Here is a 26209-nt window from a genome sequence, read left to right as displayed (position 1 = left end):
AGAGATTCACGGAATGACCAGACGCACATCCGCGGTCCTCGCCGCCGTCCTGCTCGCCTCCGCCTCCGCCTTCGCGGCCGCCCCGGCGCAGGCCCACGAGAAGAACCACCGGCTGGAGGGCCAGCGGGTCGGCTACTTCACCCAGTGGGGCATCTACAGCGGCTTCACCGCCAAGAAGGTCCAGGACAGCGGCCAGGCCGGCAAGCTGACCGTGATCAACTACGCCTTCGGCAACGTCTCCGCCGACGGCACCTGCTTCGAGGCCAACGGCGCCGGGGTGGGCGACGCCTGGGCCGACTACCAGCGCCCGGTGGGCGCCGAGGAGTCGGTGGACGGCGTGGCCGACACCGCCGACCAGCCGCTCAAGGGCAACTTCAACCAGCTCCGCAAGCTCAAGGCGCAGAACCCGCAGCTGCGCGCGGTGGTCTCGTTGGGCGGCTGGAGCTGGTCCAAGTACTTCTCGGACGCGGCGCTCACCGACGCCTCGCGGAAGAAGTTCGTCTCCTCCTGCATCGACCTGTACCTCAGGGGGAACCTGCCGCAGCTGGGCTCCGCCGAGGGCGGCGCGGGCGCGGGCGCCGGGGTGTTCGACGGCATCGACATCGACTGGGAGTACCCGGGCGGCGGCGGTGACGGCGGCAACGTGGTGCGGCCCGAGGACGGCAGGAACTACACCCTGCTGATGCAGGAGTTCCGCCGCCAGCTGGACGCGCTGTCCGGCAAGAAGGGCCCGCACTACCTGCTCACCGCGGCGGTCCCGGCCGGCGAGTCGAAGATCGACCAGATCGAGGTCAAGAAGGTCGCCAAGTCGGTGGACTGGCTGAACCTGATGACCTACGACCTGCACGGCCCGTGGGAGGCACAGGGGCCGACCAACCACGACGCCAACCTGTACTCGGACCGGGCCGACGCCTCCGGGCAGCAGCTCAGCGTCGACCGGGTGGTGCGGACCTACCTGGACCGCGGCCTGCCCGCGAAGAAGGCCGTGGTGGGCGTCCCGTTCTACGGCTACGGCTGGACGGGCGTGCCGGCCGGCCCGAAGGGCGACGGCCTGTACCAGTCCGCCACCGGGTTGTCCCGGGGCGGAAACCTGCCGTACAACCAGATCAAGGACCTGCCGGGCACGGTCTTCACCGACCGCGCGCACGGCGCGACCTGGAAGTACGACGGCACCGAGTTCTGGACGTACGACACCCCGGACCTGCTGACCCGCAAGGCCCGTTACGTCGAGCAGAACGACCTGGGCGGCGTGATGGCCTGGTCGCTGGACAACGACGACGCCCGGGGCAGCCTGGTCGCCGCCCTGGACAAGGGCCTCCGGGAGGACTGACCGCCGTCGGGCGGTTCCGTGCGCAGCTTCGCACATCACGGTTCGATCGCCGTGTTGCGCGAAGCTGCGCATTTCTATGTTCTTGCGAGCATCAACGCGCTAGATTCCGGTGCATGCCTGGCGCGAACACGTAATCTGCAGGGTCCCTGCACATTGCACATGCTGCATCGCGGACAACGGTTCGACTGTCAGGTTTGTTATCAGACCCGCTGACTATTGCCGCTGAGTGAACAGTGGACTATACCTTTGCAGCATCATCACACCGCCTCTGACCGGCACCTTCGCCGCTGGGCACCTTTCGGGCTACGGGAGTTGACGATACGTCAGCTCCGGTCCACTTCTTCTGGAACTGAGGGGTTAGGGCACGCATGGGCTCTGCAACCGAGTACAACCGCCGCGACCTGTTCAAGCGCGCGGCTGCGATCACCGTCCTCGCGGCCGGCGGCACCTCGCTGCTCGCGGCCTGTGCCGGCGGTTCCGGCAGCGGTGACAGCAAGTCGAGCGCCGCGCCGTCGCTCGGCAGCGACAGCAAGAACCCGTTCGGGGTCAAGGCCAGCGACGCGCTGGACGTCGTGATCTTCAAGGGCGGCTACGGCGACGACTACGCCAAGGTCTTCGAGGACGCCTACAAGAAGGCGTACGCCGGTGCGAACGTCTCCCACCTGGGCACCCAGGAGATCAGCGGCAAGCTGCAGCCGCGCTTCAACGCCGGCAGCCCGCCGGACGTCTTCGACAACTCCGGCGCCCAGGCCATGAAGGCGGACGTCCTGGTCAGCGCCGACCAGCTGACCGACCTGACGGTCCTGCTGGACGCCCCGTACCTGGACGACCCGTCCAAGAAGATCCGCGACGTGCTGCTGCCCGGCACCGTCGAGCAGGGCACCATCAACGGCAAGATGTACTCGCTGAACTACGTCTACACCGTGTTCGGCCTGTGGTACTCCGCCAAGCTCTTCAAGGAGAAGGGCTGGACCCCGCCGAAGACCTGGGACGAGTTCATCACCCTCTGCGGCACCATCAAGGCCGCGGGCATCGCCCCGTTCGCGCACCAGGGCAAGTACCCCTACTACGCGAACTACGTCATCTTCAGCCTGATCGCCAAGCAGGGCGGCCTGGACCTGGTCAAGAAGATCAACGCCTGCGACGCGACGGCCTGGGACGACCCGGCGGTGCTGGCCGGCGTCACCGCGTTCAACAAGATCATGGAGGGTGACTTCCTCCTCCCCGGCACCAACGGCATGACCCACACCGAGTCGCAGACCGCCTGGTGCCAGGGCAAGGCCGCCTTCATCCCGTCCGGCTCCTGGCTGGAGAACGAGATGCTGGCCTCCACCCCGGCCGACTTCGACATGGCCTTCCTGCCCATCCCGTCGCTGCCGAACGACAAGCTGCCCGCCACCGCCCTCTGGGCCGGCGCCGGCGAGCCGTTCATGGTCCCCAGCAAGGCCAAGAACAAGGCCGGCGGCCTCGAGTTCCTGCGCATGATGCTGACCAAGGACGGTTCCTCGAAGTTCGTGGCCACCGCGAACTCGCTCACCGTCCTGAAGGACGGCGTCAACGCGGACGTCCCGCTCAAGCCGGGCACCAAGTCCTCGGCCGCGGCGGTCAAGGCGGCCGGCGACGTCACCTTCAACTTCAGCTTCCAGGACCTGCAGACCGCGTTCGACGCCGAGGTCGAGAACGCCACCAACGAGCTGGTCAACAAGCGCATCTCCCCGGCGGAGTGGGTCTCCCGCGGCAAGGCCGCCACCTCCAAGAAGGTCTGACCCCCCAGCAGGCCGACGGCTTGTCACCGCAAGGCCGGGGCCCGCACGCGGGCCCCGGCCGTTCCACGCGATACCGCAGTTCCAGGCCTGTCTGACCACAGGCTGTCGGCGGACAGGAGCAGCTCCCATGCGACACCGTAAAACACCCTTCATCTTCGGGTTCCTCGTGGTTCCCGTCGTGCTGTACATCGCCCTGGTCATCTGGCCCTACCTGCAGACCTTCGGCTACTCGCTGACCGACTGGTCCGGCGCCTCGCCCGACATGAACTTCATCGGGCTGGACAACTACACCAAGCTCTTCCAGGACAGCGCCTTCCTCGACGCGCTGCAGCACAACCTGCTGCTGCTGATCGTGCTGCCGCTGGCCACCATCCTGCTGGCGCTGTTCTTCGCCTTCATGCTCAACGTGGGCGGCAAGAGCGGCACCGGCGGCGTGCAGGGCGTGCGCGGCTCGGCCTTCTACAAGGTCGTCTTCTTCTTCCCGCAGGTGCTGTCGGTCGCCATCCTGTCGGTGCTGTTCCAGGGCGTGTACCGGACCGACAAGGGCGGCCTGCTCAACGGCGTCCTGATCGCGCTCGGCATCGTCGACGAGCAGCACCCCTGGGACTTCGCGTCCAACCCGACCTTCGGCCTGTGGTGCGTCATGGGCGTGATCATCTGGTCCGGCGTCGGCTTCTACCTGGTGCTGTTCTCGGCCGCCATGCAGAGCATCCCGAAGGACATCTACGAGGCCGCCCTGCTGGACGGCGCCAAGCGCGGCACCACCTTCTTCAAGATCACGCTGCCGCTGCTCTGGGAGAGCATCCAGACCGCCTGGGTCTACCTGGCGATCGCCGCGATGGACGCCTTCGCCCTGGTCTCCACCATGACCCCCGGCGCGTACTACGGCGGTGGCCCGGACCACCACAGCGAGATCATGGCGACCTTGCTGATGCGCAACTTCATCACCTACGGCAAGGCCGGCTACGCCTGCGCCATGGGTGTGGTGATCTTCTTCATCACCCTGGTCCTGTCCGTCGTCTCGCTCCGGGTCACCCGGCGTGAGAAGATCGAGTTCTGAGGTTCCCGGCATGAGCACCAACACCGACGCGACCACCGGAGTCCCGGCCCAGCGCAGCGGAGGGAACGACAAGCCGCGCAAGCCCGGCAAGAACCAGCGCTTCGCCGACGGCGGGGGAGTCCTCAACGTCTTCTCGCACGGCTTCCTGGCCCTGTGGGCCGTGCTGATCATCGTCCCGCTGATCTGGATCGTCCTCGGCTCGTTCAAGAACAACACCGAGATCGGCAACAGCGCCTGGAGCTGGCCCTCGCACTGGGGCTTCGACGCCTTCACCCGCGCCTGGGACAAGGGCATCGGCGACTTCTTCGTCAGCACCGTGATCGTGCTGGCGGGCTCGCTCACGCTGACCATGCTGCTCGGCTCGATGGCCGCCTACGTGCTGGCCCGCTACGAGTTCCGCGGCAACCGGGTCATCTACTACTTCTTCGTGGCCGGCGCGATGTTCCCGGTCTACCTGGCGCTCGTCCCGCTGTTCTTCATGATGAAGAACCTCGGCACCGTCATCCCGTGGCTCGGCCTGAACCAGTACGCCGGCCTGATCCTGGTCTACACGGCCTACTCGCTGCCGTTCACCGTGTTCTTCCTGCACTCGTTCTTCCGGTCGCTGCCCAGCGCCGTCCACGAGGCCGCGATGATCGACGGCTGCTCGCACAGCCGGGCGTTCTTCCAGGTCATGGTGCCGATGGCGAAGTCCGGCCTGATCAGCGTGTTCATCTTCAACGTGCTCGGCCAGTGGAACCAGTACCTGCTGCCGCTGACCCTGATGCAGCAGCAGAGCAGCAGTGACCCGGACCGCTCGATGCTGGCCCAGGGCCTGATGAACCTGGCCCAGCAGTCCGGCTACGCCAGCGACTTCCCCGGCCTGTTCGCCGGCATGACGATCGCCATGCTGCCGGTGCTGGTGGTGTACCTGTCCTTCCAGCGCCAGGTCCAGGCGGGCCTGACCTCGGCCACCCTGAAGTAGCCGCAGTACCCTCGCACGTGGGGCAACTCCCTTTCCAGAGAAGGGAGTCGCCCCACTCTGCGTCACTGGGCGTCGCACTCCTGGGCGCGCAGCGCGCGGGCCAGGTCGTCCCGGCACTCCAGCACCAGCCGGCGCAGCGCCGGGGCGGCGTCCGGGCGGGTGGACAGCCAGGCGTCGGTGGCCGCCAGGGTCTCCGGGGTGGTCTGGTAGCGCGGGAAGAAGCCGCCGACGATCCGCATGGCGATCTCGATCGAGCGCTCCGCCCAGACCGTCTCCAGCGCCTCGAAGTACGGCGCGGCGTACGGCGCGGTCAGCTCCCGCTGCCCGGGCCGGTTGAAGCCCGCGATCTCGGCCTCGACCAGGGCGTTGGGCAGCTGGTCGGAGTCGACCACCGCGGCCCAGGCGGCGGCCTTGGCCTCCGGGGTGGGCAGCGCGGCCAGGCACTGGGTCCGCTGGCGGCGGCCGCCGGCGGTGTTGTCGCGCTCCAGCTCGGCGGCCAGCTCCTCGGCGGAGGCCCGCCCGTGCGAGGCGAGCGCCAGCCAGAAGCTCCAGCGCAGCTCCTGGTCGACCGTCAGGCCGTCGATCCGGCCGGTGCCGTCCAGCAGGCCGCGCAGCAGCTGCAGGTGGTCGGCCCGCTCGGCGGTGTCGGCCAGGAAGCGGGCCCAGGCCAGCTGGTGGTCGCTGCCGGGGGCGGCCTGCGACAGCTCGCGCAGCGCGCACTCGGCCAGCGCGGTGCCGTACTCGGCGCGCCTGGCCGGGTCGGCGTACACCGCCAGCGCGTCGCCGGCCTGCTGGTGCAGCGACTGCAGCACGCCGACGTCGGACTCCCGGCCGGCGAAGCGCAGCACCAGGTCGAGGTAGTCCCGGGTGGGCATCAGGCCGTCCCGGGTCAGGTTCCACACCGCGGACCAGGCCAGCGCCCGGGCCAGGCTGGGCGCGTCGGGCCCGGCCTCGTCGGCGAGGCCGCCGAGGCCGGTGCGCAGGGTCTCCAGCGAGCGCTCGTCGAACCGGACCTTGCAGTACGTCAGGTCGTCGTCGTTGACCAGCACCAGCGCGGGCACCGGGCGCCCGGCCGCCGCGGCGACCACGGTGCGCTCCCCGGCCACGTCCAGCTCGTAGCGGTCGGTGCGCAGCAGCGCGCCGTCCTCGGCCAGGTCGTACAGGCCGACCGCGATCCGGTGCGGGCGCAGCGGCGTGCCGTCCTGGCGGACCGCCAGCTCGGTGATCCGGCCCTCGGCGTCGTGCACCAGCTCGGGAGTCAGGGTGTTGACGCCGGAGGTCTGCAGCCAGGCGGCGGACCAGGCGCGCAGGTCGCGGCCGCTGGTCTCCTCCAGGGCGTCCAGCAGGTCGGTCAGGACGGTGTTGCCGAAGGCGTGCTTCCTGAAGTAGGCGCGGGCGCCCTCGAAGAAGGCGTCCCGGCCGACGTAGGCGACCAGCTGCTTGAGGACGGAGGCGCCCTTGGCGTAGGTGATGCCGTCGAAGTTGAGCTTGGCGTCCTCGAGGTCGCGGATGTCCGCGGTGATCGGGTGGGTGGTGGGGAACTGGTCCTGCCGGTAGGCCCACGCCTTGCGGCGGTTGGCGAAGGTGATCCAGGCGGAGCGGTACTTGGTGCCGGCGCCGATCTGCGCGTAGGAGCCCATGAAGTCGGCGAACGACTCCTTCAACCACAGGTCGTCCCACCACTTCATGGTGACCAGGTCGCCGAACCACATGTGGGCCATCTCGTGCAGGATCACGTTGGCCCGGGACTCGTACGCGGCCTCGGTGACCTTCGAGCGGAAGACGAACTCCTCGCGGAAGGTCACGCAGCCGGGGTTCTCCATCGCGCCGATGTTGTACTCGGGGACGAAGCACTGGTCGTACTTGCCGAACGGGTACGGGTAGTCGAACTCCTGGTGGAAGAAGTCCAGGCCCTGCTTGGTGACGGTGAGGATCTCGTCGGCGTCGAAGTGCGGGGCCAGCGAGCGCCGGCAGGTGGCGGCCAGCGGGATCTCCAGCCGGGTGCCGTCCGGGAGTTCGCGGGTGTAGTGGTCGCGCACCACGTGGTACGGGCCGGCCACCACGGCGGTCAGGTAGGTGGAGATCGGCCGGGTCGGCGCGAACTCCCAGGTGCGGGCGGCGCCCTCGTCGGTGATCCGCTCCTGCACCGCGTTGGCGTACACGTCCCAGGCCGCCGGGGCGGTCACGGTGAAGGTGAACGGGGCCTTCAGGTCCGGCTGTTCGAAGTTCGCGAAGACCCGGCGGGCGTCGGCCGGCTCGTAGTGGGTGTAGAGGTAGGTCTCGCCGTCCGCCGGGTCGACGAAGCGGTGCAGGCCCTCGCCGGTACGGCTGTACGCGCACTCGGCGACCACGGTCAGCTCGTTGTGCGCGGCCAGCACCGGCAGCGTCACCCGGGCGCCGTCGAACACCTCCGCCGGGTCCAGCGCGAGGCCGTTCAGCTCGACCGAGACCACCTCGGGGGCCAGCAGGTCGGCGAAACTGGTGGCGCCCGGCTCCGCGCAGTCGAACGAGATCCGGGTGGTGGAACGGAAGGTGGGCCGGCCGGGGTCGGCCGCCGCACTGACGTCCAGGTGGACGCGGTAGCTCTCCACCCGGATGATCGCGGCCCGGTCGCGGGCCTCCTCACGGCTCAGGTTCTTGCCCGGCACGTCGGTACTCCTCTGTACGGAACACACGGTTTCGGAGCGCTCATGGCACTCCGTCGTGGGCATCCTTTCACGCCCCCCGAGCTGTGCCATTGCACTGGAGGCGGAATCATCGCGGGCACCTTGCGGTTGCACCCCCGGGGGACTCCCGAACGCCTCCGCCCGCCGACCCGAAGGACGCCGTCAGTGACGACCGCAGACTCCCGCAAGATCGCCGACTTCTGGTTCGACCCGATCTGCCCCTGGGCCTGGATGACCTCCCGCTGGATGCTCGAGGTCGAGAAGCTCCGCCCGGTGGACACCCGCTGGCACGTGATGAGCCTGTCCGTCCTCAACGAGGGCCGCGACGACCTGTCCGACTTCTACCGGGAGATGCTGGCCGCCGGCTGGGGCCCGGTCCGGGTGCTGATCGCCGCCGCCCAGGCGCACGGCGACAAGGTGCTCGGCCCGCTCTACACCGAGCTCGGCACCCGCTTCCACAACCAGGGCCTGCCCAACAACCGGGAGACCATCGTCGCCGCGCTGCGCGCCGCCAACCTCCCGGAGGAGCTCGCCGACGCCGCCGACACCGACGCGTACGACGACGCGCTGCGCGCCTCGCACGCCGAGGGCATCGGCCTGGTCGGCGAGGACGTCGGCACCCCGGTGATCGCCGTCGACGGCCCGGAGGGCGACCGGGTCGCCTTCTTCGGCCCGGTCGTCACCCCCACCCCGCGCGGCGAGGCCGCCGCCCGGCTCTGGGACGGCACCATCCTGGTCGCCTCCACCCCCGGCTTCTACGAGATCAAGCGCACCCGCACCGCGGGCCCGTCCTTCGAGTAGCACCCCGAGCAGCACCCCCGCGGAAGGGGGAGGGAACCCCGCGCCCCGTCAGGGACGCGGGGTTCCCGCCGTCCCGGCCCCCCTGCTCCGCAGCGCGCCCACCACGGCCAGCACCAGCGTCAGCCCGGCCGTGAAGTACAGCTGCACGCGGTTGGCGGAGTCCAGCGTCATCAGCACCAGCACCGCCAGGATCGCGGCCAGCGCCAGGTACGTCAGGTACGGGAACGCCCACATCCGGACGGGCAGTTCGGCCGCCGGGGAGCGGCGGCGCATCCGCAGCTGGGCCACGCAGATGAACGCCCAGACCACCAGCACCGCCGCGCCCACCATGTTGAGCAGCCAGGAGAAGACCGTCTCCGGCCACCAGTAGGAGAGCAGCACCGCGAGGAAGCCGAACCCGCAGGAGGCCAGCACCGCCCGGCGCGGCACCCCGCCGGAGAGCCGGGCCAGCGGGCGCGGCCCGTGGCCGCGGGCGATCAGCGAGTGCGCCATCCGGGAGGAGCCGTAGATGTTGGCGTTCATCGCGGACAGCAGCGCGATCAGCACCACCACGTTCATCAGCTGCGCCGCCCCGGGGATGCCCAGCGCGTCCAGCACCGCGACGTACGGTCCCGGCTTCACCACCGCCGGGTCGTCCCACGGCACCAGCGTGACGATCACCGCCATCGAACCGACGTAGAACAGCGCGATCCGCCACATCGCCGTGCGCACCGCGATCGCCACGCTGCGCCGCGGGTCCTCGGACTCGGCGGCGGCGATGGTGACGGTCTCCAGCCCGCCGTACGCGAAGACCGAGGCGAGCAGGCCGGTGATCAGCCCGCTCGCGCCGCCCGGCAGGAAACCGCCGTGGCCGGTCAGGTTGGACAGCCCGGGCGCGGGGGTGCCGGGCAGCAGGCCGCAGACCGCCAGCACGCCGATCACCAGGAAGGCGGTGATGGCCAGCACCTTGACCGCGGCGAACCAGAACTCGAACTCGCCGAAGTTGCGCACGGCCGCCAGATTGGTCAGGCAGAAGAACGCCATGAAGACCGCCACCCAGGCCCAGGACGGCACGCCGGGCAGCCAGCCGGAGACGATCCCGGCCGCGCCGATCGCCTCCACCGCGACGCCCACGCACAGCAGCACCCAGAACAGCCAGCCCACGGTGAACCCGGCCCACGGCCCGATCTCCCGGTCCGCGTGCACCGAGAAGGAACCGGAGGCCGGGCGGGCCGCGGACATCTCGCCGAGCATCCGCATCACCAGCATCACCAGCAGCCCGGAGGCGGCGAAGGCCAGCACCACGGCCGGCCCGGCGGCGGCGATCCCGGCGCCGGAGCCGACGAACAGCCCGGCGCCGATCACCCCGCCGAGCGCGATCATCGACAGGTGGCGCTGCTTCAGCCCGTGGGCCAGGCCCGCGTCCTCGGTGCCCGGCCGCGGGGCGGCCGCCGTCTCGGGAGTGGGGGTGCGGGTCATGCGGAAGGATCCAGACTGTTCGACTACCGGGCGCTTTCGCGGGGATCTGTCCACTATTCGGCATCCGTCCGCGGCCTCCCAGGGCGGTACCGCCATCCGGACGGCCGGGACACGCAGCGCGACGAGGCGGGCACCCGCGGTGCGGGTGAGGGCTCGGTCACAGGCCGGACCCGACAAGCCGGGACGGTCGGCTTTTGTCACGGCCGACGCGGCGGGAAGCACCTGACCCCGCGTAGGTTCACAGGTGATCACCCGCATCGGACCCCCGGGAGCAGCCATGGCCATCGCCGCGCCGACACCCTCCACCGCCGTCCTCGCCGACCTGCTGCCGCAGGCGTCCACCCGGCTCGGTGCGCGCACCCGCGACCTGGCCCTGGTGGCCGGCGGCGCCGCGCTGACCGGCCTGGCCGCGCAGCTGTCGGTGCCCGTCCCCGGCTCCCCGGTGCCGGTGACCGGCCAGACCTTCGCCGCCCTGCTGGTCGGCACCGCGCTCGGCGCCCGCCGCGGCGCCGCCGCGCTCGGCCTCTACCTGGCGGCCGGCGCGGCCGGCCTGCCCTGGTTCGCCGAGGGCACCTCGGGCGCCGGCCTGGCCACCTTCGGCTACGTGATCGGCTTCGTGCTGGCCGCCGCGCTGACCGGCGCGCTGGCCCGCCGCGGCGCCGACCGCAGCCCGCTGGCCACCGCCGGCGCGATGGCGCTCGGCAGCCTGACCATCTACGCCGTCGGCGTGCCCTACCTGGCCTTCGCCCTGGACGTCCCGCTGGCCGAGGCCGCCCACCTCGGCCTGTACCCCTACCTGGTCGGCGACGCGCTCAAGCTGGTGCTCGCCATGGGCGCCCTGCCGCTCACCTGGAAGCTGCTCGGCCGCCGCTGACGCACCGTCACCACCGCCGGGTCCGCGCCCCTGTCGGGGAGCGGGCCCGGCGGCATGTCACACTCGTGGGCATGCGCGTCTACCTGGGCTCCGACCACGCCGGATACGAACTGAAGAACCACCTCGTCGAGTGGCTGAAGGGGGCCGGGCACGAGCCGGTCGACTGCGGCCCGCACATCTACGACGCCGAGGACGACTACCCGCCGTTCTGCCTCCGGGCGGCCGAGCGCACCGCCGCCGACCCCGAGGCGCTGGGCGTGGTGATCGGCGGCTCCGGCAACGGCGAGGCGATCGCCGCCAACAAGGTCAAGGGCGTCCGGGCCGCCCTCGCCTGGAGCGAGCAGACCGCCGCCCTCGGCCGCGAGCACAACAACGCCAACGTGATCTCGGTCGGCGGCCGGATGCACACCGTCGACGAGGCCACCAAGTTCGTCGAGATCTTCCTCAACACCCCGTACAGCGGCGAGCCGCGGCACACCCGCCGGATCGAGATGCTGTCCGAGTACGAGACCACCGGCGAGCTCCCGCCGATCCCGGCGCACCACCCGCAGGGCTGAGCGGACGGGGGGACGCCCGCGCGTCCCCCCGCCCGAGGCGCCGTCAGAACCCGTGCGGCAGCCAGGGCTCCAGGCCCGAGCGGAACGCCGCCGCGGCCGGCTCCAGCGCCCCCGGCCGCAGCTCCCGCACCAGGCCCGCCGCGGCCAGCGCCGCCAGCGAACCGCCGCCCAGGTACACCGCGCCCAACTCGCGGACGTCCAGCTCCAGTTCGGCCGCCTCGCCGGTCCGCACGCAGCTGACCGGACCGCCCGGCGCGGCCGTCAGCCGCCACCGCCCCGCGTTCCACGGGCAGAACGCGTCGGTCACCTCCAGCACCACGTCCACCGCCGCCGGGTAGCCGCGCGCCTCCAGCGCCGCCGGCAGGTCCACCAGCCGCACGAACAGGCCGTCCACGATCCGCGGCGCCAGGTGCCGGACGTCCGACACCAGGTGCAGCAGCGCGTCGTCCACCGGCAGGTTGTACGCCTCCACCCGCTCGGTCAGGTCCAGGTCCAGCAGGAACTCCCACAGCCGGGCGTACACCCAGGGCCGCTCCGCCTGCACCGCCCGCACCCGCACCACCCCGGCCGCGCCGCGCTCGTTCCACTCCGGCTTCACCGCGTACCGGGCGTAGCCCAGCAGTTCGCCGCCGTCCGGGTCCTCGGCCAGCACGCACTGCAGCGGCGAGTAGCCGTTCCGGTCGGCCGGCGGGTCCAGCACCGGCAGCTTCTCCCAGCCCGGCCGCCGCACCAGGGTGCCCGGCCGCCCGGTGGCCAGCCGGCCGTACAGCTCCTCGCAGCGCGCCAGCTCCGCCACCGGGTCGGCCAGCCGCAGCACCAGGCCGCCGCGCCGCTCCGGGGTGTGCACCCGGACCTTGCCGCGCAGCGCCGACACCACCGTCTTCCGGCTGCCCGGCCCGTACCCGAACCGGCCGTAGATCACCGGCTCGGACGCCGTCAGCACCGCCACCGGCTCCCCGGCCGCCCGCACGTCGTCCAACTGCCGGCGCATCAGCGCGGTCAGCGCGCCGCGCCGCCGGTGGGTCGGCAGCACGCCCACCATCGTCACCCCCGCGGCCGGCACCACCGCCCCGCCCGGCACCGCCAGCCGGAAGCTGAACGCCCCCGCCCCGCCCACCGGCCGCCCGCCCTCGCAGACCGCCAGCGAGCGCTCCACCTCGGTCAACTCCCGCCACAGCGCCCGGGCCTCCGGCGCCTCCTCGTCACCGCCGAAGGCCACCTCCAGGTTCCGGTACCAGCTCTCCCACTCCTCGGCGCGCAACGGCCGTACGGTCAGCTCGGGGTGTCGAATCGTCATGCCGCCCTCCCTATCACCGCCCCCCACCCCCGGCGAGCGAATAACCGCCCCGCCGCCGGCGTGTCCCCGGCGGCCGAAACCCGCCGGGCCCGGCACCGCCCGCTGCACCCGGTGCCACCCGCCCCGTCGACGCGGGCACCCGCGGTGGATAAGGTCGGTCCCCATGGTCGGCAGCGCGCGTCCCAGTGCGACGGGCCGGGACGGCGGACCGTCCCGCGAACCCGTGACGGCCCGGCTGCGCGCGGCGCTGTACCGGGCCCGGCGCAGGCTGCGCCGCACCGGGGTCGACTACTTCCGCGGCGACGGCGCCGACTGGTGGGCGTTCGCCGCGCTCGCCCTGCTCGTCCCGCTGCTGGTGCTGCTCAACATCCTCGTCCCGGACTGGGCCCCGCCCACCGCCCTGGTGCTGCCGGTGCTGGCCGGCGCGCTGCTGCTGCGCCCCGGCACCCTGGTGCTGCTGTACGCCGTCGCCGCCGCCGGGCTGATCACCGAGTCGCTGGTGCACACCGGCGAACAGGTGGCCAGCGAACGCCCCGAGGCGTACACCCACGGCGTCACCCCCGGCGCCGCCCTGGTGGTCGGCGCGGTCGGCGTCGCCGGACTGCTGGTCGCCCAGTTCCGCCGCCGGATCGGCGTGCCCTGGCGCGGCGGCTCCACCATGCTCTTCGACCTGCGCGAACGGATCCGGGTGCAGGGCCGCGTCCCGCACCTGCCCGACGGCTGGCACACCGACACCGCGCTCCGCCCGGCCGGCGGCCAGTCCTTCTCCGGTGACTTCATGGTCGCCGCCCGCACCGGCCCGGTGCTCGAAGTGGTGCTCGCCGACGTCTCCGGCAAGGGCATGGACGCCGGCAGCCGCGCCCTGCTGCTCTCCGGCGCCTTCGGCGGCCTGCTCGGCTCGCTGCCCGCCCACGACTTCCTGCCTGCCGCCAACGGCTACCTGCTGCGCCAGGACTGGGCCGAGGGCTTCGCCACCGCCGTCCACCTGGTGGTCGACCTGGACACCGGCGAGTACGAACTCCTCTCGGCCGGCCACCTGCCCGGCATGCACCGCCTGGCCGGAGCGGGCCACTGGGAGGTCAAGGAGGCCGAGGGCCCGCTGCTCGGCGTCTACGACGGCGCCAAGTTCGAGGGCGTGCGCGGTACTTTGGGACCCGGCGACGTGCTGATGCTGTGCACCGACGGCATGGTGGAGGTCCCCGGCCGGGACCTGGGCGAGGGCATGGACCGGCTGATGGGCGAGGCCGACCGGCTGGTCGCCACCATCCCGGCGGCCGGCCGCCCCGGGGCCGCGGTCCGGCTGATCGACAGCGTGGCCAAGCACGTCAACGACGACCGGGCGGTGCTGCTGGTCTGGCGCCGCTGAGCCCCGCCGGGGGCGCGGTCGAGCGGCGCCGGTGAAGCGGCGGTGCGGAGGCGCGGCCGGGTGCGGGGGAGCGGTGTGCACGGAGTGCCCACGGAGTGTCAAACCCGGGCGTTGATCTTCGGCCAATTCCGGTGCCCGGCCCGGCCGGTGGGCCGCCGACCGGCCTGCCTGCCGGTTTGCCGCCCGGGCCGCCGCGGACCGCCTCCCGCCGACGTTCCGTCAGAACCCGTCCGCTATCGTCACGGTCGGCGGAAATCAGTCCCACCACCCGGGTTGGAGCCCCCGGCGACGGGGCAAGTCCTTTACGCAGTCCGCACGAGCGACCACACTGAGTCCGGATGGAGTGGTGGGGACACGGGGGGCAGGGGCCGGTTTCCGCCTGGAGCCGTCGGCGGTTCCGACCTGAATCCCCGCCACGAATCGAGGAAGTGAGTCCCGGTGGCCTTCTCCGTCTCCGCCCTTGTCCTGTTCGGCGTCATCGTCGCCATCTTCATCCGCAACAAGCAGATGAAGGGCGGGCACGCCATCGTCGCCGCGCTGTTCGGCTTCATGCTCAGCCAGTCGACCATGGCCGGTCCGATCCAGCAGTTCCTCAACTCGGTCTCCAAGGCCATCGCCGGCATCGCGGGCTGACGCCCCGCCGGCACCGGGGGGAGCGCGTTCCGACGGGCGGGGGCACCCCCGTTCCGGACCGAAGTCCTGCCCGCGGGTGACCAGGGTCACCCGCTCCGTCACGCCAGGTCAGCGCCCGGGCGCATACGGTGGCCGAAGTCGCCCACCGTATGTGGTTCGTGGGCGCATCGTCATGATCCCGTACGCGCACCGCAGCCCGCCGTCGGCGGAGCGTGACCTGGCGGACCGTCAGCCCCCTCCCGATCCCGGGACCGGGGCCTACCGGCGCTTGCCAGCTCCGCGAACCGTGGGTTTTGCTTCCTCCGCAGCCCGGACATCGGCCGGGCTGGCCGCCGAGCGGAACGCCTAGTCCTGCCGCCGCCCGGTGCCGACCAGAGACCACGCCACGGCAGGAGCGGGGGAACCACAGGTAGTACGCCGGACCCGGAACGCACGGGGACGGCTCGGGGTGAAGCCGCGGAGACCGCGGCCGGGCAACTCTCGCCCGAACCCGACAGCTCACCTCGCAGGCGTCGGAGAGGAACAGCTTCATGTCCGCTCAGGGCAAGCACCGCAAGCCGCGCCTGGCCACCGTCGTCCGCATCGCCATCGCCGCCGGCGTCGCCGGCGCCGCGGTCGGCCTCCCGGTCACCGCCGCCTCCGCGCACACCGCCGACCAGCACGACGGCGGCCGCCAGTGGGCCAACGTCTCGGTCGACGCCACCCCCGTCGCCGACACCACCGGCTCCGCCGCCCAGCAGGCCGCCGAGACCTACAAGGTCGCCTCCGGCGACACCCTCTCCAAGATCGCCGCCGCGAAGAACGTGGACGGCGGCTGGGAGAAGCTCTACCAGGACAACCGCTCGGTCATCGGCGGCAACCCGAACCTGATCTACCCGGGCCAGCAGCTGACCGTCAACGGCCAGGCCGCCGCGGCGACTTCGTCCGCCCCGGCCGCCTCCTCCTCGGACGCCGCGGCCCCCGCCGCCGCCCCGAAGACCTCGACCAAGTCGAGCAGCACCGGCACCGCGAAGGCCAAGGCGCAGACGCAGACCCAGGCCCAGGCCCCGACCCAGAAGTCGGCGTCCTCGTCCTCCTCCTCGTCCGCCGCGAAGTCGTCGACCGCCACCACCTCCGGCAGCTCCGCCGCGAGCTCCTCCTCCGGCTACGTCGCCCCCGCGCCGGGCAGCGTCACCACCGGTTACAAGGTGGCGGGCTCCAACTGGTCCAGCGGCTACCACACCGGCATCGACTTCCCGGTCTCCACCGGCACCAGCCTCAAGGCCGTCGCCAACGGCACCGTGGTCTCGGCCGGCAACGGCGGCGCCTACGGCAACCAGGTCGTCATCAAGCTCGCCGACGGCAAGTACGCCCAGTACGCGCACCTCTCCTCGATCTCCGTCTCGGCCGGCCAGTCCGTGACGGCGGGACAGCAGATCGGCCTGTCCGGCGCCACCGGCAACGTCACCGGCCCGCACCTGCACTTCGAGATCCGCACCACCCCGGACTACGGCTCCGACATCGACCCGGTCGCCTACCTGGCCGCCCACGGCGTCAACGTCTGACCCCCGGCACCACACCCCCGAAGGCCCCGCGCTCCGCTGCGCGGGGCCTTCGGGCCGTCCGGGGGGCCGGGACGGAGGGGAGGGGCCGCCCGCGGGCGGGGAACGGCGAAGGCCCCGACCGCGTCGCGGTCGGGGCCTTGTCGTGGAGCGGGTGACGAGAATCGAACTCGCGTGACCAGTTTGGAAGACTGGGGCTCTACCATTGAGCTACACCCGCAGGAAAGCGCCCCGCCACCGCAGCGGTGGTGAGGACGGCCCCAGCGTACCTGGTCGGGTCGGTGGATTGCACACTCCTTCCCCGTTGTCGGCTCGCCGATATCGCCCCGGTCGGGGGCGGGTCGACGTGTACTCTTCTGCTCGGCACCACGGGGTGTGGCGCAGTTTGGTAGCGCGTCCGCTTTGGGAGCGGAAGGCCGTCGGTTCGAATCCGGTCACCCCGACCGTGTGCGGCAGGGTCTCGTCGGCGGCGGGGCCCTGTTGTCGTTGCGGCCCGGCGCCGCCGTCCCCGCTCCCGTCCGCACCCAGGTGCCGGGCACAGTCGCTTTCGTGGTACCGGTAGGATGGACCGCTGGCGGTAGTACGGACAGCATTGCAGCCCCAACCGCCTATCGCCCTGACCGCAAGCCCCCTAGGAGACCCAACCGTGAAGAGCGCCGTCGAGACTCTGAACCCCACTCGGGTTCGACTCACCGTCGAGGTGCCCTTCGAGGAGCTCAAGCCCAGCCTCGACGCGGCGTACAAGAAGATCAACCAGCAGGTCACCGTTCCGGGCTTCCGCAAGGGCAAGATCCCGAACAAGGTGATCGACCAGCGCTTCGGTCGTGGCGCGGTGCTGGAGGAGGCCGTCAACGACGCGCTTCCGCGCTTCTACACGCAGGCCGTCGACGAGGGCCAGATCGACGTGCTGGGCCAGCCCGACATCACCGACATCGAGGGTGTCGAGAACCTGGCCGACGGCGGGGACCTCAAGTTCACCGCCGAGGTCGACGTGCGCCCCGAGGTCACCCTCCCCGAGTTCGCCGAGATCGAGGTCGTCGTCGACCCGGTCGTGGTCGGCGACGAGGACGTCGAGAAGTCCCTCGAGCAGCTGCGCGAGCGCTTCGCCTCCGTCAAGGACGTCGAGCGTGCCGCGGGCGAGAACGACATCGTGGTGATCGACCTGGAGGCCAAGGTCGACGGCGAGGTGCCGGAGGACGGCACCGCCACCGGCGTGAGCTACGAGATCGGCTCCGGCCGCCTGCTGGACGGCATCGACGAGGCCGTGATCGGCCTGTCCGCCGGCGAGTCCAAGACCTTCACCACCACCCTCAAGGGCGGCACCCAGGTCGGCAAGGACTCCGAGGTCACCGTCACCGTGACCACCGTCCAGGAGAAGGAACTCCCGGAGCTGGACGACGAGTTCGCGCAGCTGGCGAGCGAGTTCGACACCCTGGAGGAGCTCCGTGCCGACTCCGTCAAGCGCCTGGAGCGCATGAAGGAGTTCGACCAGGCCACCCAGGCCCAGGAGAAGGTCCTCGACGAGCTGCTCGCGCGGGTCGAGATGGAGTACCCGGAGAAGCTGCTCGCGGACGAGATCGGCACCCGCAAGCACAACCTGGAGCACCACCAGCTGGAGCCGATGGGCCTGACCCTCGACACCTACCTCGCCTCCCAGGACAAGTCCCGCGAGGACTACGACAAGGAGACCGAGGAGCAGGCGAAGAAGGGCATCAAGACCCAGTTCGTGCTGGACCAGATCGTCAAGAACGAGGAGCTGGGCGTCAACCAGGAGGAGCTCACCGAGCACCTCATCCGCCGCGCCGCCGGCTCCGGCCTGACCCCGGACCAGTTCGCCCAGCAGGTCGTCCAGGGCGGCCAGGTGCAGCTGCTGGTCGGCGAGGTCGCCCGCGGCAAGGCGCTGGCCCTGGTGGTCGAGGCCGCCAAGGTGACCGACACCAACGGCGAGACCGTCTCCTTCGAGGACGACGAGGAGGAGACCACCGAGGCTGCCGAGGCCGCCGCGGAGGAGTCCACCGAGGAGTCCGCCGAGGCCTGAGCCTCGTGACCGTCGGCCACCGACGGGACGCCTGACCGGGAACGGGCCCGGACACCGCACGGTGTCCGGGCCCGTTCGCGCGCTCCGGACGGCCCCGGCCCGCTCACCCTGCGCTCACAGCGAACAGTTCTGCGTGGGGGATTCAGCGGCGGGGCCTGCGCGTTAGGGTCGGTGGACAGCGACACACACGCAGATCGACTGAGCAGGTGGCTAAGTGACGTTCCCGCAGATGCAGATGCCTGGCCCGATGGCACCGCACGCCGCCGGCGGCGACGTGGGTGGCGGCCTGGGCGACCAGGTCTACAACCGGCTGCTCAACGAGCGCATCATCTTCCTCGGCCAGCAGGTCGACGACGACATCGCCAACAAGATCACCGCCCAGCTGCTGCTGCTCGCGGCGGACCCCGAGAAGGACATCTACCTCTACATCAACTCCCCGGGTGGATCCATCTCGGCCGGCATGGCGATCTACGACACCATGCAGTACATCAAGAACGACGTGGTCACCATCGCGATGGGCATGGCGGCGTCGATGGGCCAGTTCCTGCTGACCGCGGGCGCCAAGGGCAAGCGCTTCTCGCTGCCGAACGCCAACATCCTGATGCACCAGCCCTCCGCGGGCCTCGGCGGCTCCGCCACCGACATCCGGATCCAGGCCGAGCAGCTGCTGCGCACCAAGAAGCGGATGTCCGAGCTCATCGCGCACCACAGCGGCCAGTCCTTCGAGCAGATCACCGCGGACTCCGACCGCGACCGCTGGTTCACCCCGGAGGAGGCCAAGGCGTACGGCCTGATCGACGAGATCATGCACAGCGCCGCGGACGTCCCCGGTGGCGGCGGCACCGGCGCGGGCCTGGCCGGCTGACCGGCATCGCAACCCTGACCGCACGCTTCGGAGGACCAGAAACCATGAACATCCCCAGCCTGTCCGGTGCCCAGGCCCGCCTGGAGGACATGCGCGCCGAGGGCCGCTACATCGTCCCGCGCTTCGTCGAGCGCACCTCGCAGGGCATCCGCGAGTACGACCCGTACGCCAAGCTGTTCGAGGAGCGCATCATCTTCCTCGGCTCGCAGGTGGACGACGTCTCGGCGAACGACATCATGGCGCAGCTGATCTGCCTGGAGTCGATGGACCCGGACCGGGACATCTCGCTCTACATCAACTCGCCCGGCGGCTCGTTCACCGCGCTGACCGCGATCTACGACACCATGCAGTTCGTGAAGCCGGACATCCAGACGGTCTGCATGGGCCAGGCCGCCTCGGCCGCCGCGGTGATCCTGGCCGCGGGCACCCCCGGCAAGCGCCTCGCGCTGCCGAACGCCCGGGTGCTGATCCACCAGCCGTACACCGAGACCGGTCGCGGCCAGGTGTCGGACCTGGAGATCCAGGCCAAGGAGATCTTCCGGATGCGCGAGCAGCTGGAGACCATGCTGGCCAAGCACTCGACCAAGTCGGTCGACCAGGTCCGCGAGGACATCGAGCGCGACAAGATCCTCACCGCCGAGGAGTCGCTGGAGTACGGGCTGATCGACCAGATCGTCTCGACCCGGAAGAACTCCTACACCGACTGAACCCCCGCCCCGGGGCGGTGCGTACGTGACGTACGCCCCGCTCCGGGGCGTTCCGGTCCGGGCTCCCGTCCCGCACAATGGGCAGTCGGGTCCATGCGCCCGCGACGGCATCTGTTCGGTATCAATTCGCCCAGGGCGTAGGGCAGAGCGGTCGAAGTCGGCGGAAACAGCGGCTCGGCAGAGTACCGTCGGATACCAGACCGACCGCCGACGGCGAAGCCGGTCTCACAGCACCAGGCCCCGACCCCCGCGGGGCCCCTGGCGAAGGGGAAGCACCTCGTGGCACGCATCGGAGACGGTGGCGACCTGCTCAAGTGCTCGTTCTGCGGCAAGTCGCAGAAGCAGGTGAAGAAGCTGATCGCCGGGCCAGGCGTGTACATCTGCGACGAGTGCATCGACCTGTGCAACGAGATCATCGAGGAGGAGCTCGCCGAGAGCTCCGAGGTGCGCTTCGAGGAACTCCCGAAGCCCCGCGAGATCTACGAGTTCCTGGACCAGTACGTGGTCGGCCAGGACCTCGCCAAGAAGGCGCTGTCGGTCGCGGTCTACAACCACTACAAGCGCGTCCAGGCCGGCGAGGCCGGCCGTTCCGGCAGCGGCCGGGACGACGCGATCGAGCTGGCCAAGTCCAACATCCTGCTGCTGGGCCCGACCGGCTCCGGCAAGACGCTGCTGGCGCAGACCCTGGCCCGGATGCTGAACGTGCCGTTCGCCATCGCGGACGCCACCGCGCTGACCGAGGCCGGCTACGTCGGCGAGGACGTCGAGAACATCCTGCTGAAGCTGATCCAGGCGGCCGACTACGACGTCAAGAAGGCCGAGACCGGGATCATCTACATCGACGAGATCGACAAGGTCGCCCGCAAGAGCGAGAACCCGTCGATCACCCGGGACGTCTCCGGCGAGGGCGTGCAGCAGGCGCTGCTGAAGATCCTGGAGGGCACCACCGCCTCGGTGCCGCCGCAGGGCGGCCGCAAGCACCCGCACCAGGAGTTCATCCAGATCGACACCACCAACGTGCTGTTCATCGTGGGCGGTGCGTTCGCGGGCCTGGAGCGGATCATCGAGGGCCGGGCCGGCGCCAAGGGCATCGGCTTCGGCGCGACCATCCGCTCCAAGCGCGAGGTGGACTCGGCGGACCACTTCCGCCAGGTGATGCCGGAGGACCTGGTGAAGTTCGGGATGATCCCGGAGTTCATCGGCCGCCTCCCCGTCATCACCAGCGTGCACAACCTGGACCGCGAGGCGCTGCTGCAGATCCTCACCGAGCCGAAGAACGCGCTGGTGAAGCAGTACCGCAAGCTGTTCGAACTCGACGGCGTGGAGCTGGAGTTCACCCGGGACGCGCTGGAGGCGATCGCCGACCAGGCGATCCTGCGCGGCACCGGCGCGCGCGGTCTGCGGGCCATCATGGAGGAGGTGCTGATGTCCGTGATGTACGAGGTGCCGTCCCGGCAGGACGTCGCCCGCGTGGTGGTCACCGGGGACGTCGTCTCCAAGCACGCCATCCCGACCCTGGTCCCGCGCGACATGATCAAGCGCGAGCGCCGGGAGAAGAGCGCCTGAGGCGCCGCCCGGCCCGGACGGAAAGGGGCCCCGCACCGGTCGACCGGTGCGGGGCCCCTTCCGCGTGCGGCCTCCGGGCCGCCCAACCGCCTTGCGGCGAAGGCTACTTGAGCACCTCGGCGGCCTGGCGCAGCTCGCGGGTGTCGGCGGCGGCCTTGTCGAGGTCGACGCTGTCGGACTTCTCCATCACCAGCACCACGGAGGAGTAGTCGGCCCAGACGCAGACCGCGAGGTCCGGGGTGTCGCTGCTCTTGACCATGGCGCAGGACATCGAGCCGCCGAGCGGACCGGCGTCCACCGACTTCTTCTGGGTGACGGTGTCACCCTCCTTCTCCATGTCCTTGAACTGCTGGTCGACCTGGGCGGACGGCCGGGAGACCTTGCCGTAGGCGCCGGCCGCGATCACCATCCGGCTGCCGTCCTCCGTGGCGTAGAGCGCGGCGACGGTCTGCTCCGGCTGGAGCGAGTCCGGGTCGGAGGCGGTGTCCTGCTTCATCTGCTCGGCCATCTGCTGCGCGGTGTCCGCGCCGGCCTCGCTGCTCATGCCCTGGAAGGTCGGGGGCATGACGACCTTGTACTTGCCGGTCTTCGAGACGGTGTCGTAGGCGAAGTAGCCGACCACGCCGGCGCCGGCCAGGATCACCGCGGAGACCACGGACAGCGTGATCCACAGGCCCTTGCGGGACTTCTTCTGCGGAGCCGGGTACCCGGGCGGGAAGCCGCCGGGCGCACCGGCCGGGTAGCCCTGCTGCGGCAGCGCGGCGCCGCCCCAGGACTGCTGCTGCGGCGGCTGCTGCTGCGGGCCGGGGTAGCCGTATCCGGCCTGCGGGGCGGGCGCGCCCTGCGGGGGTATCGGGGCGCCGGGGGTCTGCGGCGGCCCGAAACCGGGCTGCGGCGGGCCGAACTGGTTGTCGGACACGGCTGGTGCTCCGTTCACACGTGAAGGTGGTGCTGGTGGGGGGTCCTACTTGGCGACGGTGGAGGCGTCCCGGAGCTGGCGGGCCAGCGCGGCCACCTGGTCGACGGAGAGCTGCTTGCCCTTGGGGTCGAGGCTGCTGGTCGTCACGGTGCCGATGGTGGAGTGCGTGGCGAACACGCACACCGGCACGCTCTGCGCGGCGGCGGAGGAGCTGCCGCCCTCGGCGCCGAGGGAGCCGCAGCGCAGCTGGCTGCCGGAGTCCTTGGGGTCGTTGGCGTCGACGTCGGTCAGCTTCTGCTTCCAGACCGCCTTGCCGCCGCTGCCGGAGCCGCCGGACTCGTCCGAGCTGTTCATCGCGTCGTTCATCTTGGCGACCAGGGCGTCCATCGCCTTGCCGGGGTCCTTCACGGTGCCCCAACTGCCGCCGAAGCTGGCCAGGTCGGTGGTGTTCTTCTGGTAGGTGACGCTCAGCGAGCCCTCGAAGGTGCCGATGGCCTCCAGGCCCTTCAGCTCGCCCTTCTCGTTGGACGACTTCTTGGTGTAGCCGGCCACGCTGTCCTGCACCGCGAGCTTGTACTTGCCGGCGGTGTCCGAACCGCCGCCGCTGCCGCCCTTCAGCCCCCACCACAGACCGCCGCCGACCGCGACCACGCCCAGCACGACCACCAGCGCGATGATGCCGCCCTTCCCCTTGGACGGCGCGGGCGGCGGCGGGTAGCCGCCGTAGCCGGGCTGCTGGGGCGCGCCCCACTGCTGGGGGGCCTGCGGCGGCTGGCCGTAGCCGGGCTGCGGGGCCGGGGGCTGCTGCTGCGGGTAGCCGTAGCCGGGGGCCTGCTGCTGCGGGGCACCGTACGCGGGCGGCTGGGGGGCGCCGTAGGCCGGCGGCTGGCCGTAGCCGGGCTGCGGCGGGGGAGCGCCGTAAGGCTGTTGCGGCTGCCCCTGCGGATACTGCTGCGGTCCCTGCCCCTGGCCGTACATCGTCGTCGTCTCCCCCGCCGCTTACGAGTTGCGCGGCCCTGTGGTCGGTTGAGTGGTCGAGTATGCGGCACGCTATCGTACGGCCCCCCCACCGCGCCCGAGTGGTCCGGACACAATCGGTTCGTAACCGCGGTCCCGCCTTCCGTAAACTGTTCGTCGTGACCGACACGACGAACCAGCGCCCCGTGAGCTCCCACGCCGGGGACGACGCAGCCACCCTCCCGACGACCTACGCCCCGGCCGAGGTAGAGGGCGAGCTGTACGAGCGCTGGGTGGAGCGCGGTTACTTCACGGCCGACGCGAAGAGCGAGAAGCCGGCGTACACCATCGTCATCCCGCCCCCGAACGTCACCGGCGCGCTGCACCTGGGCCACGCCTTCCAGCACACGCTGATGGACGCGCTGACCCGCCGCAAGCGGATGCTCGGCTTCGAGGCGCTCTGGCTCCCCGGCATGGACCACGCGGGCATCGCCACCCAGAACAAGGTGGAGCAGCAGCTCGCCGAGGCCGGCCTGTCCCGGCACGACCTGGGCCGGGAGGCCTTCGTCGACAAGGTCTGGGAGTGGAAGGAGAACTACGGCGGCCGGATCCTCGGCCAGATGCGCCGCCTCGGCGACGGCGTGGACTGGTCGCGCGAGCGCTTCACCATGGACGAGGGCCTCTCCCAGGCCGTCCAGACCATCTTCAAGAAGCTCTTCGACGACGGCCTGATCTACCGCGCCGAGCGCATCATCAACTGGTGCCCGCGCTGCCTGACCGCGCTCTCCGACGTCGAGGTCGACCACGAGGACGTCCCCGGCGAGCTGGTCTCGATCCGCTACGGCGACGGCGAGGACTCGATCGTGGTCGCCACCACCCGCGCCGAGACCCTGCTGGGCGACACCGCGATCGCCGTCCACCCGACCGACGAGCGCTACGCGCACCTGGTCGGCCGGACGGTCAAGCTGCCGCTGACGGACCGGGAGATCCCGGTCGTCGCCGACGAGCACGTCGACCCGGAGTTCGGCACCGGCGCCGTCAAGGTGACGCCCGCGCACGACCCGAACGACTTCGCCATCGGCCAGCGCCACGACCTGCCGAACCTGACGGTGATGGACGAGCGCGGCGCCATCACGGTGCACGGCCCGTTCCTCGGCCTGGACCGGCTGGACGCGCGGGCCGCCGTGGTCGGCGCGCTGCGCGAGCAGGGGCGCATCGTCGCCGAGAAGCGCCCCTACGACCACGCCGTCGGCCACTGCTCGCGCTGCAAGACCGTGGTCGAGCCGCGGCTGTCGCTGCAGTGGTGGGTCAAGGTCGAGCCGCTGGCCAAGGCCGCGGGCGACGCCGTCCGGGACGGCCGGGTGCAGATCCACCCGAAGGAGCTGGAGCGCCGCTACTTCGACTGGGTCGACAACATGCACGACTGGTGCATCTCGCGCCAGCTCTGGTGGGGCCACCGGATCCCGGTCTGGTACGGCCCGGACGGCGAGGTCGTCTGCGTCGGACCGGACGAGCAGCCGCCCGCCGGCGAGGGCTGGACCCAGGACCCGGACGTCCTGGACACCTGGTTCTCCTCCGGCCTGTGGCCGTTCTCCACCCTCGGCTGGCCGGAGAAGACCCCGGACCTGGAGAAGTTCTACCCGACCGACGTGCTGCTGACCGGCCACGACATCATCTTCTTCTGGGTCGCCCGGATGATGATGTTCGGCCTGTACGCGATGGACGGCGAGATCCCGTTCAAGACGGTCGCGCTGACCGGCCTGGTCCGCGACCAGTTCGGCAAGAAGATGTCGAAGTCCACCGGCAACGCGGTCGACCCGCTGGACTGGATGGACGCCTACGGCGCCGACGCCGTCCGCTTCACCCTGGCCCGCGGCGCCAACCCCGGCGCCGACGTGCCGATCGGCGAGGACTGGGTCAAGGGCTCCCGGAACTTCTGCAACAAGATCTGGAACGCCACCCGGTTCGCGCTGATGAACGGCGCCACCGTCCAGGGCCCGCTGCCCGCGCCGGAGGAGCTCACCGCCGCGGACCGCTGGATCCTGTCCCGGCTGAACGCCACGGTCACCGAAGTCGACGCGCTGTACGAGGACTTCGAGTTCGCCAAGGTCTCCGACGCGCTGTTCCACTTCGCCTGGGACGAGGTCTTCGACTGGTACGTCGAGCTCTCCAAGACCACGCTGAACAAGGGCGGCGAGCAGGCCGACCGCGCCCGCCGGGTCCTCGGCGAGGTGCTGGACGTGACGCTGCGCCTGCTGCACCCGATCGTCCCGTTCGTCACCGACGCGCTGTGGACGGCGCTGACCGGCGCCGAGTCGGTGGTCGTCGCCGAGTGGCCGAAGGACTCCGGCTACCGGGACGCCGACGCCGAGTCGGAGATCACCCAGCTGCAGCAGGTGGTCACCGAGATCCGCCGCTTCCGCAACGACCAGAACCTGCGCGACACCCAGAAGGTCCCGGCCCGGCTGGAGTTGGCCGGCCACCGGCTGGAGGCGCACGAGGCCGCGATCCGCTCGCTGCTGCGCCTGACGCAGCCGGAGGAGGGCTTCCACGCCACCGCCGCGCTGCCGGTGGCCGGTACGACGGTCGAGCTCGACCTGTCCGGCACCATCGACGTCCCGGCCGAACGCAAGCGCCTGCAGAAGGACTTGGCGGCGGCCGAGAAGGAGAAGGCGCAGGCCAACGGCAAGCTCGGCAACGAGGCCTTCCTGGCCAAGGCGCCGGACGAGGTGGTCGCCAAGATCCGCACCCGGCTGGCGGCCGCCGAGGCCGACATCGAGCGGATCACCGCCCAGCTCGCGGCGCTGCCGCAGGGCTGACCGCACGTCAGGAAGGGCCGTCGCT

General features: G+C 71.1%; 20 protein-coding genes, 2 tRNA genes and 1 riboswitch. Of the genes, 16 read left to right on the top strand and 6 right to left on the bottom strand.

Going from position 1 to position 26209, the window contains the following annotated elements; all coding sequences use genetic code 11:
• Positions 1-13: 13 nt before the first annotated feature.
• The 4 genes from IH44_RS0105555 (at position 14) to IH44_RS0105540 (ending at position 5120) form a co-directional block, all read left to right on the top strand.
• On the top strand, positions 14-1330 hold the full coding sequence (locus IH44_RS0105555; RefSeq protein WP_030458265.1) for a glycoside hydrolase family 18 protein: 1317 nt from the start codon (positions 14-16) through the stop codon (positions 1328-1330).
• Positions 1331-1698: 368 nt separating this feature from the next.
• Positions 1699-3096: an N-acetylglucosamine/diacetylchitobiose ABC transporter substrate-binding protein gene (ngcE, locus tag IH44_RS0105550; protein WP_030458264.1), complete on the top strand. Its 1398-nt coding sequence runs from the start codon at positions 1699-1701 to the stop codon at positions 3094-3096.
• A 127-nt stretch (positions 3097-3223) separates the two neighbouring features.
• Positions 3224-4156 (top strand): carbohydrate ABC transporter permease, encoded by a 933-nt coding sequence (locus IH44_RS0105545; protein ID WP_030458263.1) that lies wholly within the window; start codon positions 3224-3226, stop codon positions 4154-4156.
• 10 nt (positions 4157-4166) lie between these two features.
• The gene (locus IH44_RS0105540; protein WP_030458262.1) at positions 4167-5120 is read left to right on the top strand and encodes a carbohydrate ABC transporter permease; all 954 of its coding nucleotides are present in this window, start codon (positions 4167-4169) and stop codon (positions 5118-5120) included.
• Positions 5121-5182: 62 nt separating this feature from the next.
• Here IH44_RS0105540 and pepN read toward each other — a convergent pair whose 3' ends face one another.
• Positions 5183-7768, bottom strand: a complete 2586-nt coding sequence (gene pepN, locus IH44_RS0105535) for an aminopeptidase N (RefSeq protein ID WP_030458261.1) — start codon at positions 7766-7768, stop codon at positions 5183-5185.
• 249 nt (positions 7769-8017) lie between these two features.
• Here pepN and IH44_RS0105530 point away from each other — a divergent pair, with 249 nt between their 5' ends.
• Positions 8018-8587 (top strand): disulfide bond formation protein DsbA, encoded by a 570-nt coding sequence (locus IH44_RS0105530; protein ID WP_232794830.1) that lies wholly within the window; start codon positions 8018-8020, stop codon positions 8585-8587.
• Between the two features lie 48 nt (positions 8588-8635).
• On the opposite strand, the gene IH44_RS0105525 is transcribed toward IH44_RS0105530, so the two are convergent.
• Positions 8636-10045, bottom strand: coding sequence for an amino acid permease (locus tag IH44_RS0105525; RefSeq protein ID WP_030458259.1), 1410 nt, complete (start codon positions 10043-10045; stop codon positions 8636-8638).
• 277 nt (positions 10046-10322) lie between these two features.
• Here IH44_RS0105525 and IH44_RS0105520 point away from each other — a divergent pair, with 277 nt between their 5' ends.
• A complete protein-coding gene (locus tag IH44_RS0105520; protein WP_030458258.1) occupies positions 10323-10919 on the top strand; it encodes a biotin transporter BioY in 597 nt (198 codons plus the stop codon).
• Positions 10920-10990: 71 nt separating this feature from the next.
• A complete protein-coding gene (locus tag IH44_RS0105515) occupies positions 10991-11476 on the top strand; it encodes a ribose-5-phosphate isomerase (RefSeq protein ID WP_030458257.1) in 486 nt (161 codons plus the stop codon).
• A 43-nt stretch (positions 11477-11519) separates the two neighbouring features.
• Here IH44_RS0105515 and IH44_RS0105510 read toward each other — a convergent pair whose 3' ends face one another.
• Positions 11520-12773 (bottom strand): GNAT family N-acetyltransferase, encoded by a 1254-nt coding sequence (locus IH44_RS0105510; protein ID WP_030458256.1) that lies wholly within the window; start codon positions 12771-12773, stop codon positions 11520-11522.
• Between the two features lie 163 nt (positions 12774-12936).
• Here IH44_RS0105510 and IH44_RS0105505 point away from each other — a divergent pair, with 163 nt between their 5' ends.
• From IH44_RS0105505 to IH44_RS0105495, 3 genes are all read left to right on the top strand, one after another.
• Complete coding sequence (locus IH44_RS0105505) at positions 12937-14139, top strand: PP2C family protein-serine/threonine phosphatase (protein ID WP_369794899.1); 1203 nt, start codon at positions 12937-12939, stop codon at positions 14137-14139.
• A 438-nt stretch (positions 14140-14577) separates the two neighbouring features.
• Positions 14578-14772 carry a hypothetical protein gene (locus tag IH44_RS0105500; RefSeq protein ID WP_030458254.1) on the top strand — a complete coding sequence of 65 codons (195 nt, stop codon included), beginning with the start codon at positions 14578-14580 and terminating at the stop codon, positions 14770-14772.
• Between the two features lie 405 nt (positions 14773-15177).
• Positions 15178-15297, top strand: a riboswitch (cyclic di-AMP (ydaO/yuaA leader).
• A gap of 5 nt (positions 15298-15302) precedes the next feature.
• Entirely contained in the window at positions 15303-16316 is a 1014-nt protein-coding gene (locus IH44_RS0105495; RefSeq protein WP_030458253.1) for a LysM peptidoglycan-binding domain-containing M23 family metallopeptidase, read from the top strand.
• A gap of 143 nt (positions 16317-16459) precedes the next feature.
• On the opposite strand, the gene IH44_RS0105490 is transcribed toward IH44_RS0105495, so the two are convergent.
• Positions 16460-16533, bottom strand: a tRNA-Gly gene (locus IH44_RS0105490).
• A 149-nt stretch (positions 16534-16682) separates the two neighbouring features.
• Between IH44_RS0105490 and IH44_RS0105485 the strand changes: the two genes are divergently transcribed.
• The 5 genes from IH44_RS0105485 (at position 16683) to clpX (ending at position 21489) form a co-directional block, all read left to right on the top strand.
• Positions 16683-16756 (top strand) — tRNA-Pro (locus IH44_RS0105485).
• Positions 16757-16959: 203 nt separating this feature from the next.
• Complete coding sequence (tig, locus tag IH44_RS0105480; RefSeq protein WP_030458252.1) at positions 16960-18351, top strand: trigger factor; 1392 nt, start codon at positions 16960-16962, stop codon at positions 18349-18351.
• A gap of 235 nt (positions 18352-18586) precedes the next feature.
• Positions 18587-19216 (top strand): ATP-dependent Clp protease proteolytic subunit, encoded by a 630-nt coding sequence (locus tag IH44_RS0105475; protein ID WP_051816579.1) that lies wholly within the window; start codon positions 18587-18589, stop codon positions 19214-19216.
• Positions 19217-19260: 44 nt separating this feature from the next.
• Complete coding sequence (locus IH44_RS0105470; RefSeq protein WP_030458250.1) at positions 19261-19923, top strand: ATP-dependent Clp protease proteolytic subunit; 663 nt, start codon at positions 19261-19263, stop codon at positions 19921-19923.
• 279 nt (positions 19924-20202) lie between these two features.
• Entirely contained in the window at positions 20203-21489 is a 1287-nt protein-coding gene (gene clpX, locus IH44_RS0105465; RefSeq protein WP_014135752.1) for an ATP-dependent Clp protease ATP-binding subunit ClpX, read from the top strand.
• 103 nt (positions 21490-21592) lie between these two features.
• Here the strand turns inward: clpX and IH44_RS46230 are convergent, their stop codons facing one another.
• Positions 21593-22408 (bottom strand): hypothetical protein, encoded by an 816-nt coding sequence (locus IH44_RS46230; protein ID WP_030458249.1) that lies wholly within the window; start codon positions 22406-22408, stop codon positions 21593-21595.
• A 45-nt stretch (positions 22409-22453) separates the two neighbouring features.
• Entirely contained in the window at positions 22454-23386 is a 933-nt protein-coding gene (locus IH44_RS42385; protein WP_051816574.1) for a hypothetical protein, read from the bottom strand.
• A gap of 158 nt (positions 23387-23544) precedes the next feature.
• Between IH44_RS42385 and IH44_RS0105450 the strand changes: the two genes are divergently transcribed.
• A complete protein-coding gene (locus IH44_RS0105450) occupies positions 23545-26184 on the top strand; it encodes a valine--tRNA ligase (protein WP_030458247.1) in 2640 nt (879 codons plus the stop codon).
• Positions 26185-26209: the final 25 nt, after the last annotated feature.

It is taken from the genome of Kitasatospora sp. NRRL B-11411, from assembly GCF_000721345.1.
GTDB lineage: Bacteria > Actinomycetota > Actinomycetes > Streptomycetales > Streptomycetaceae > Kitasatospora > Kitasatospora cineracea.
This window is presented reverse-complemented; position numbering and strand designations above follow the sequence as displayed.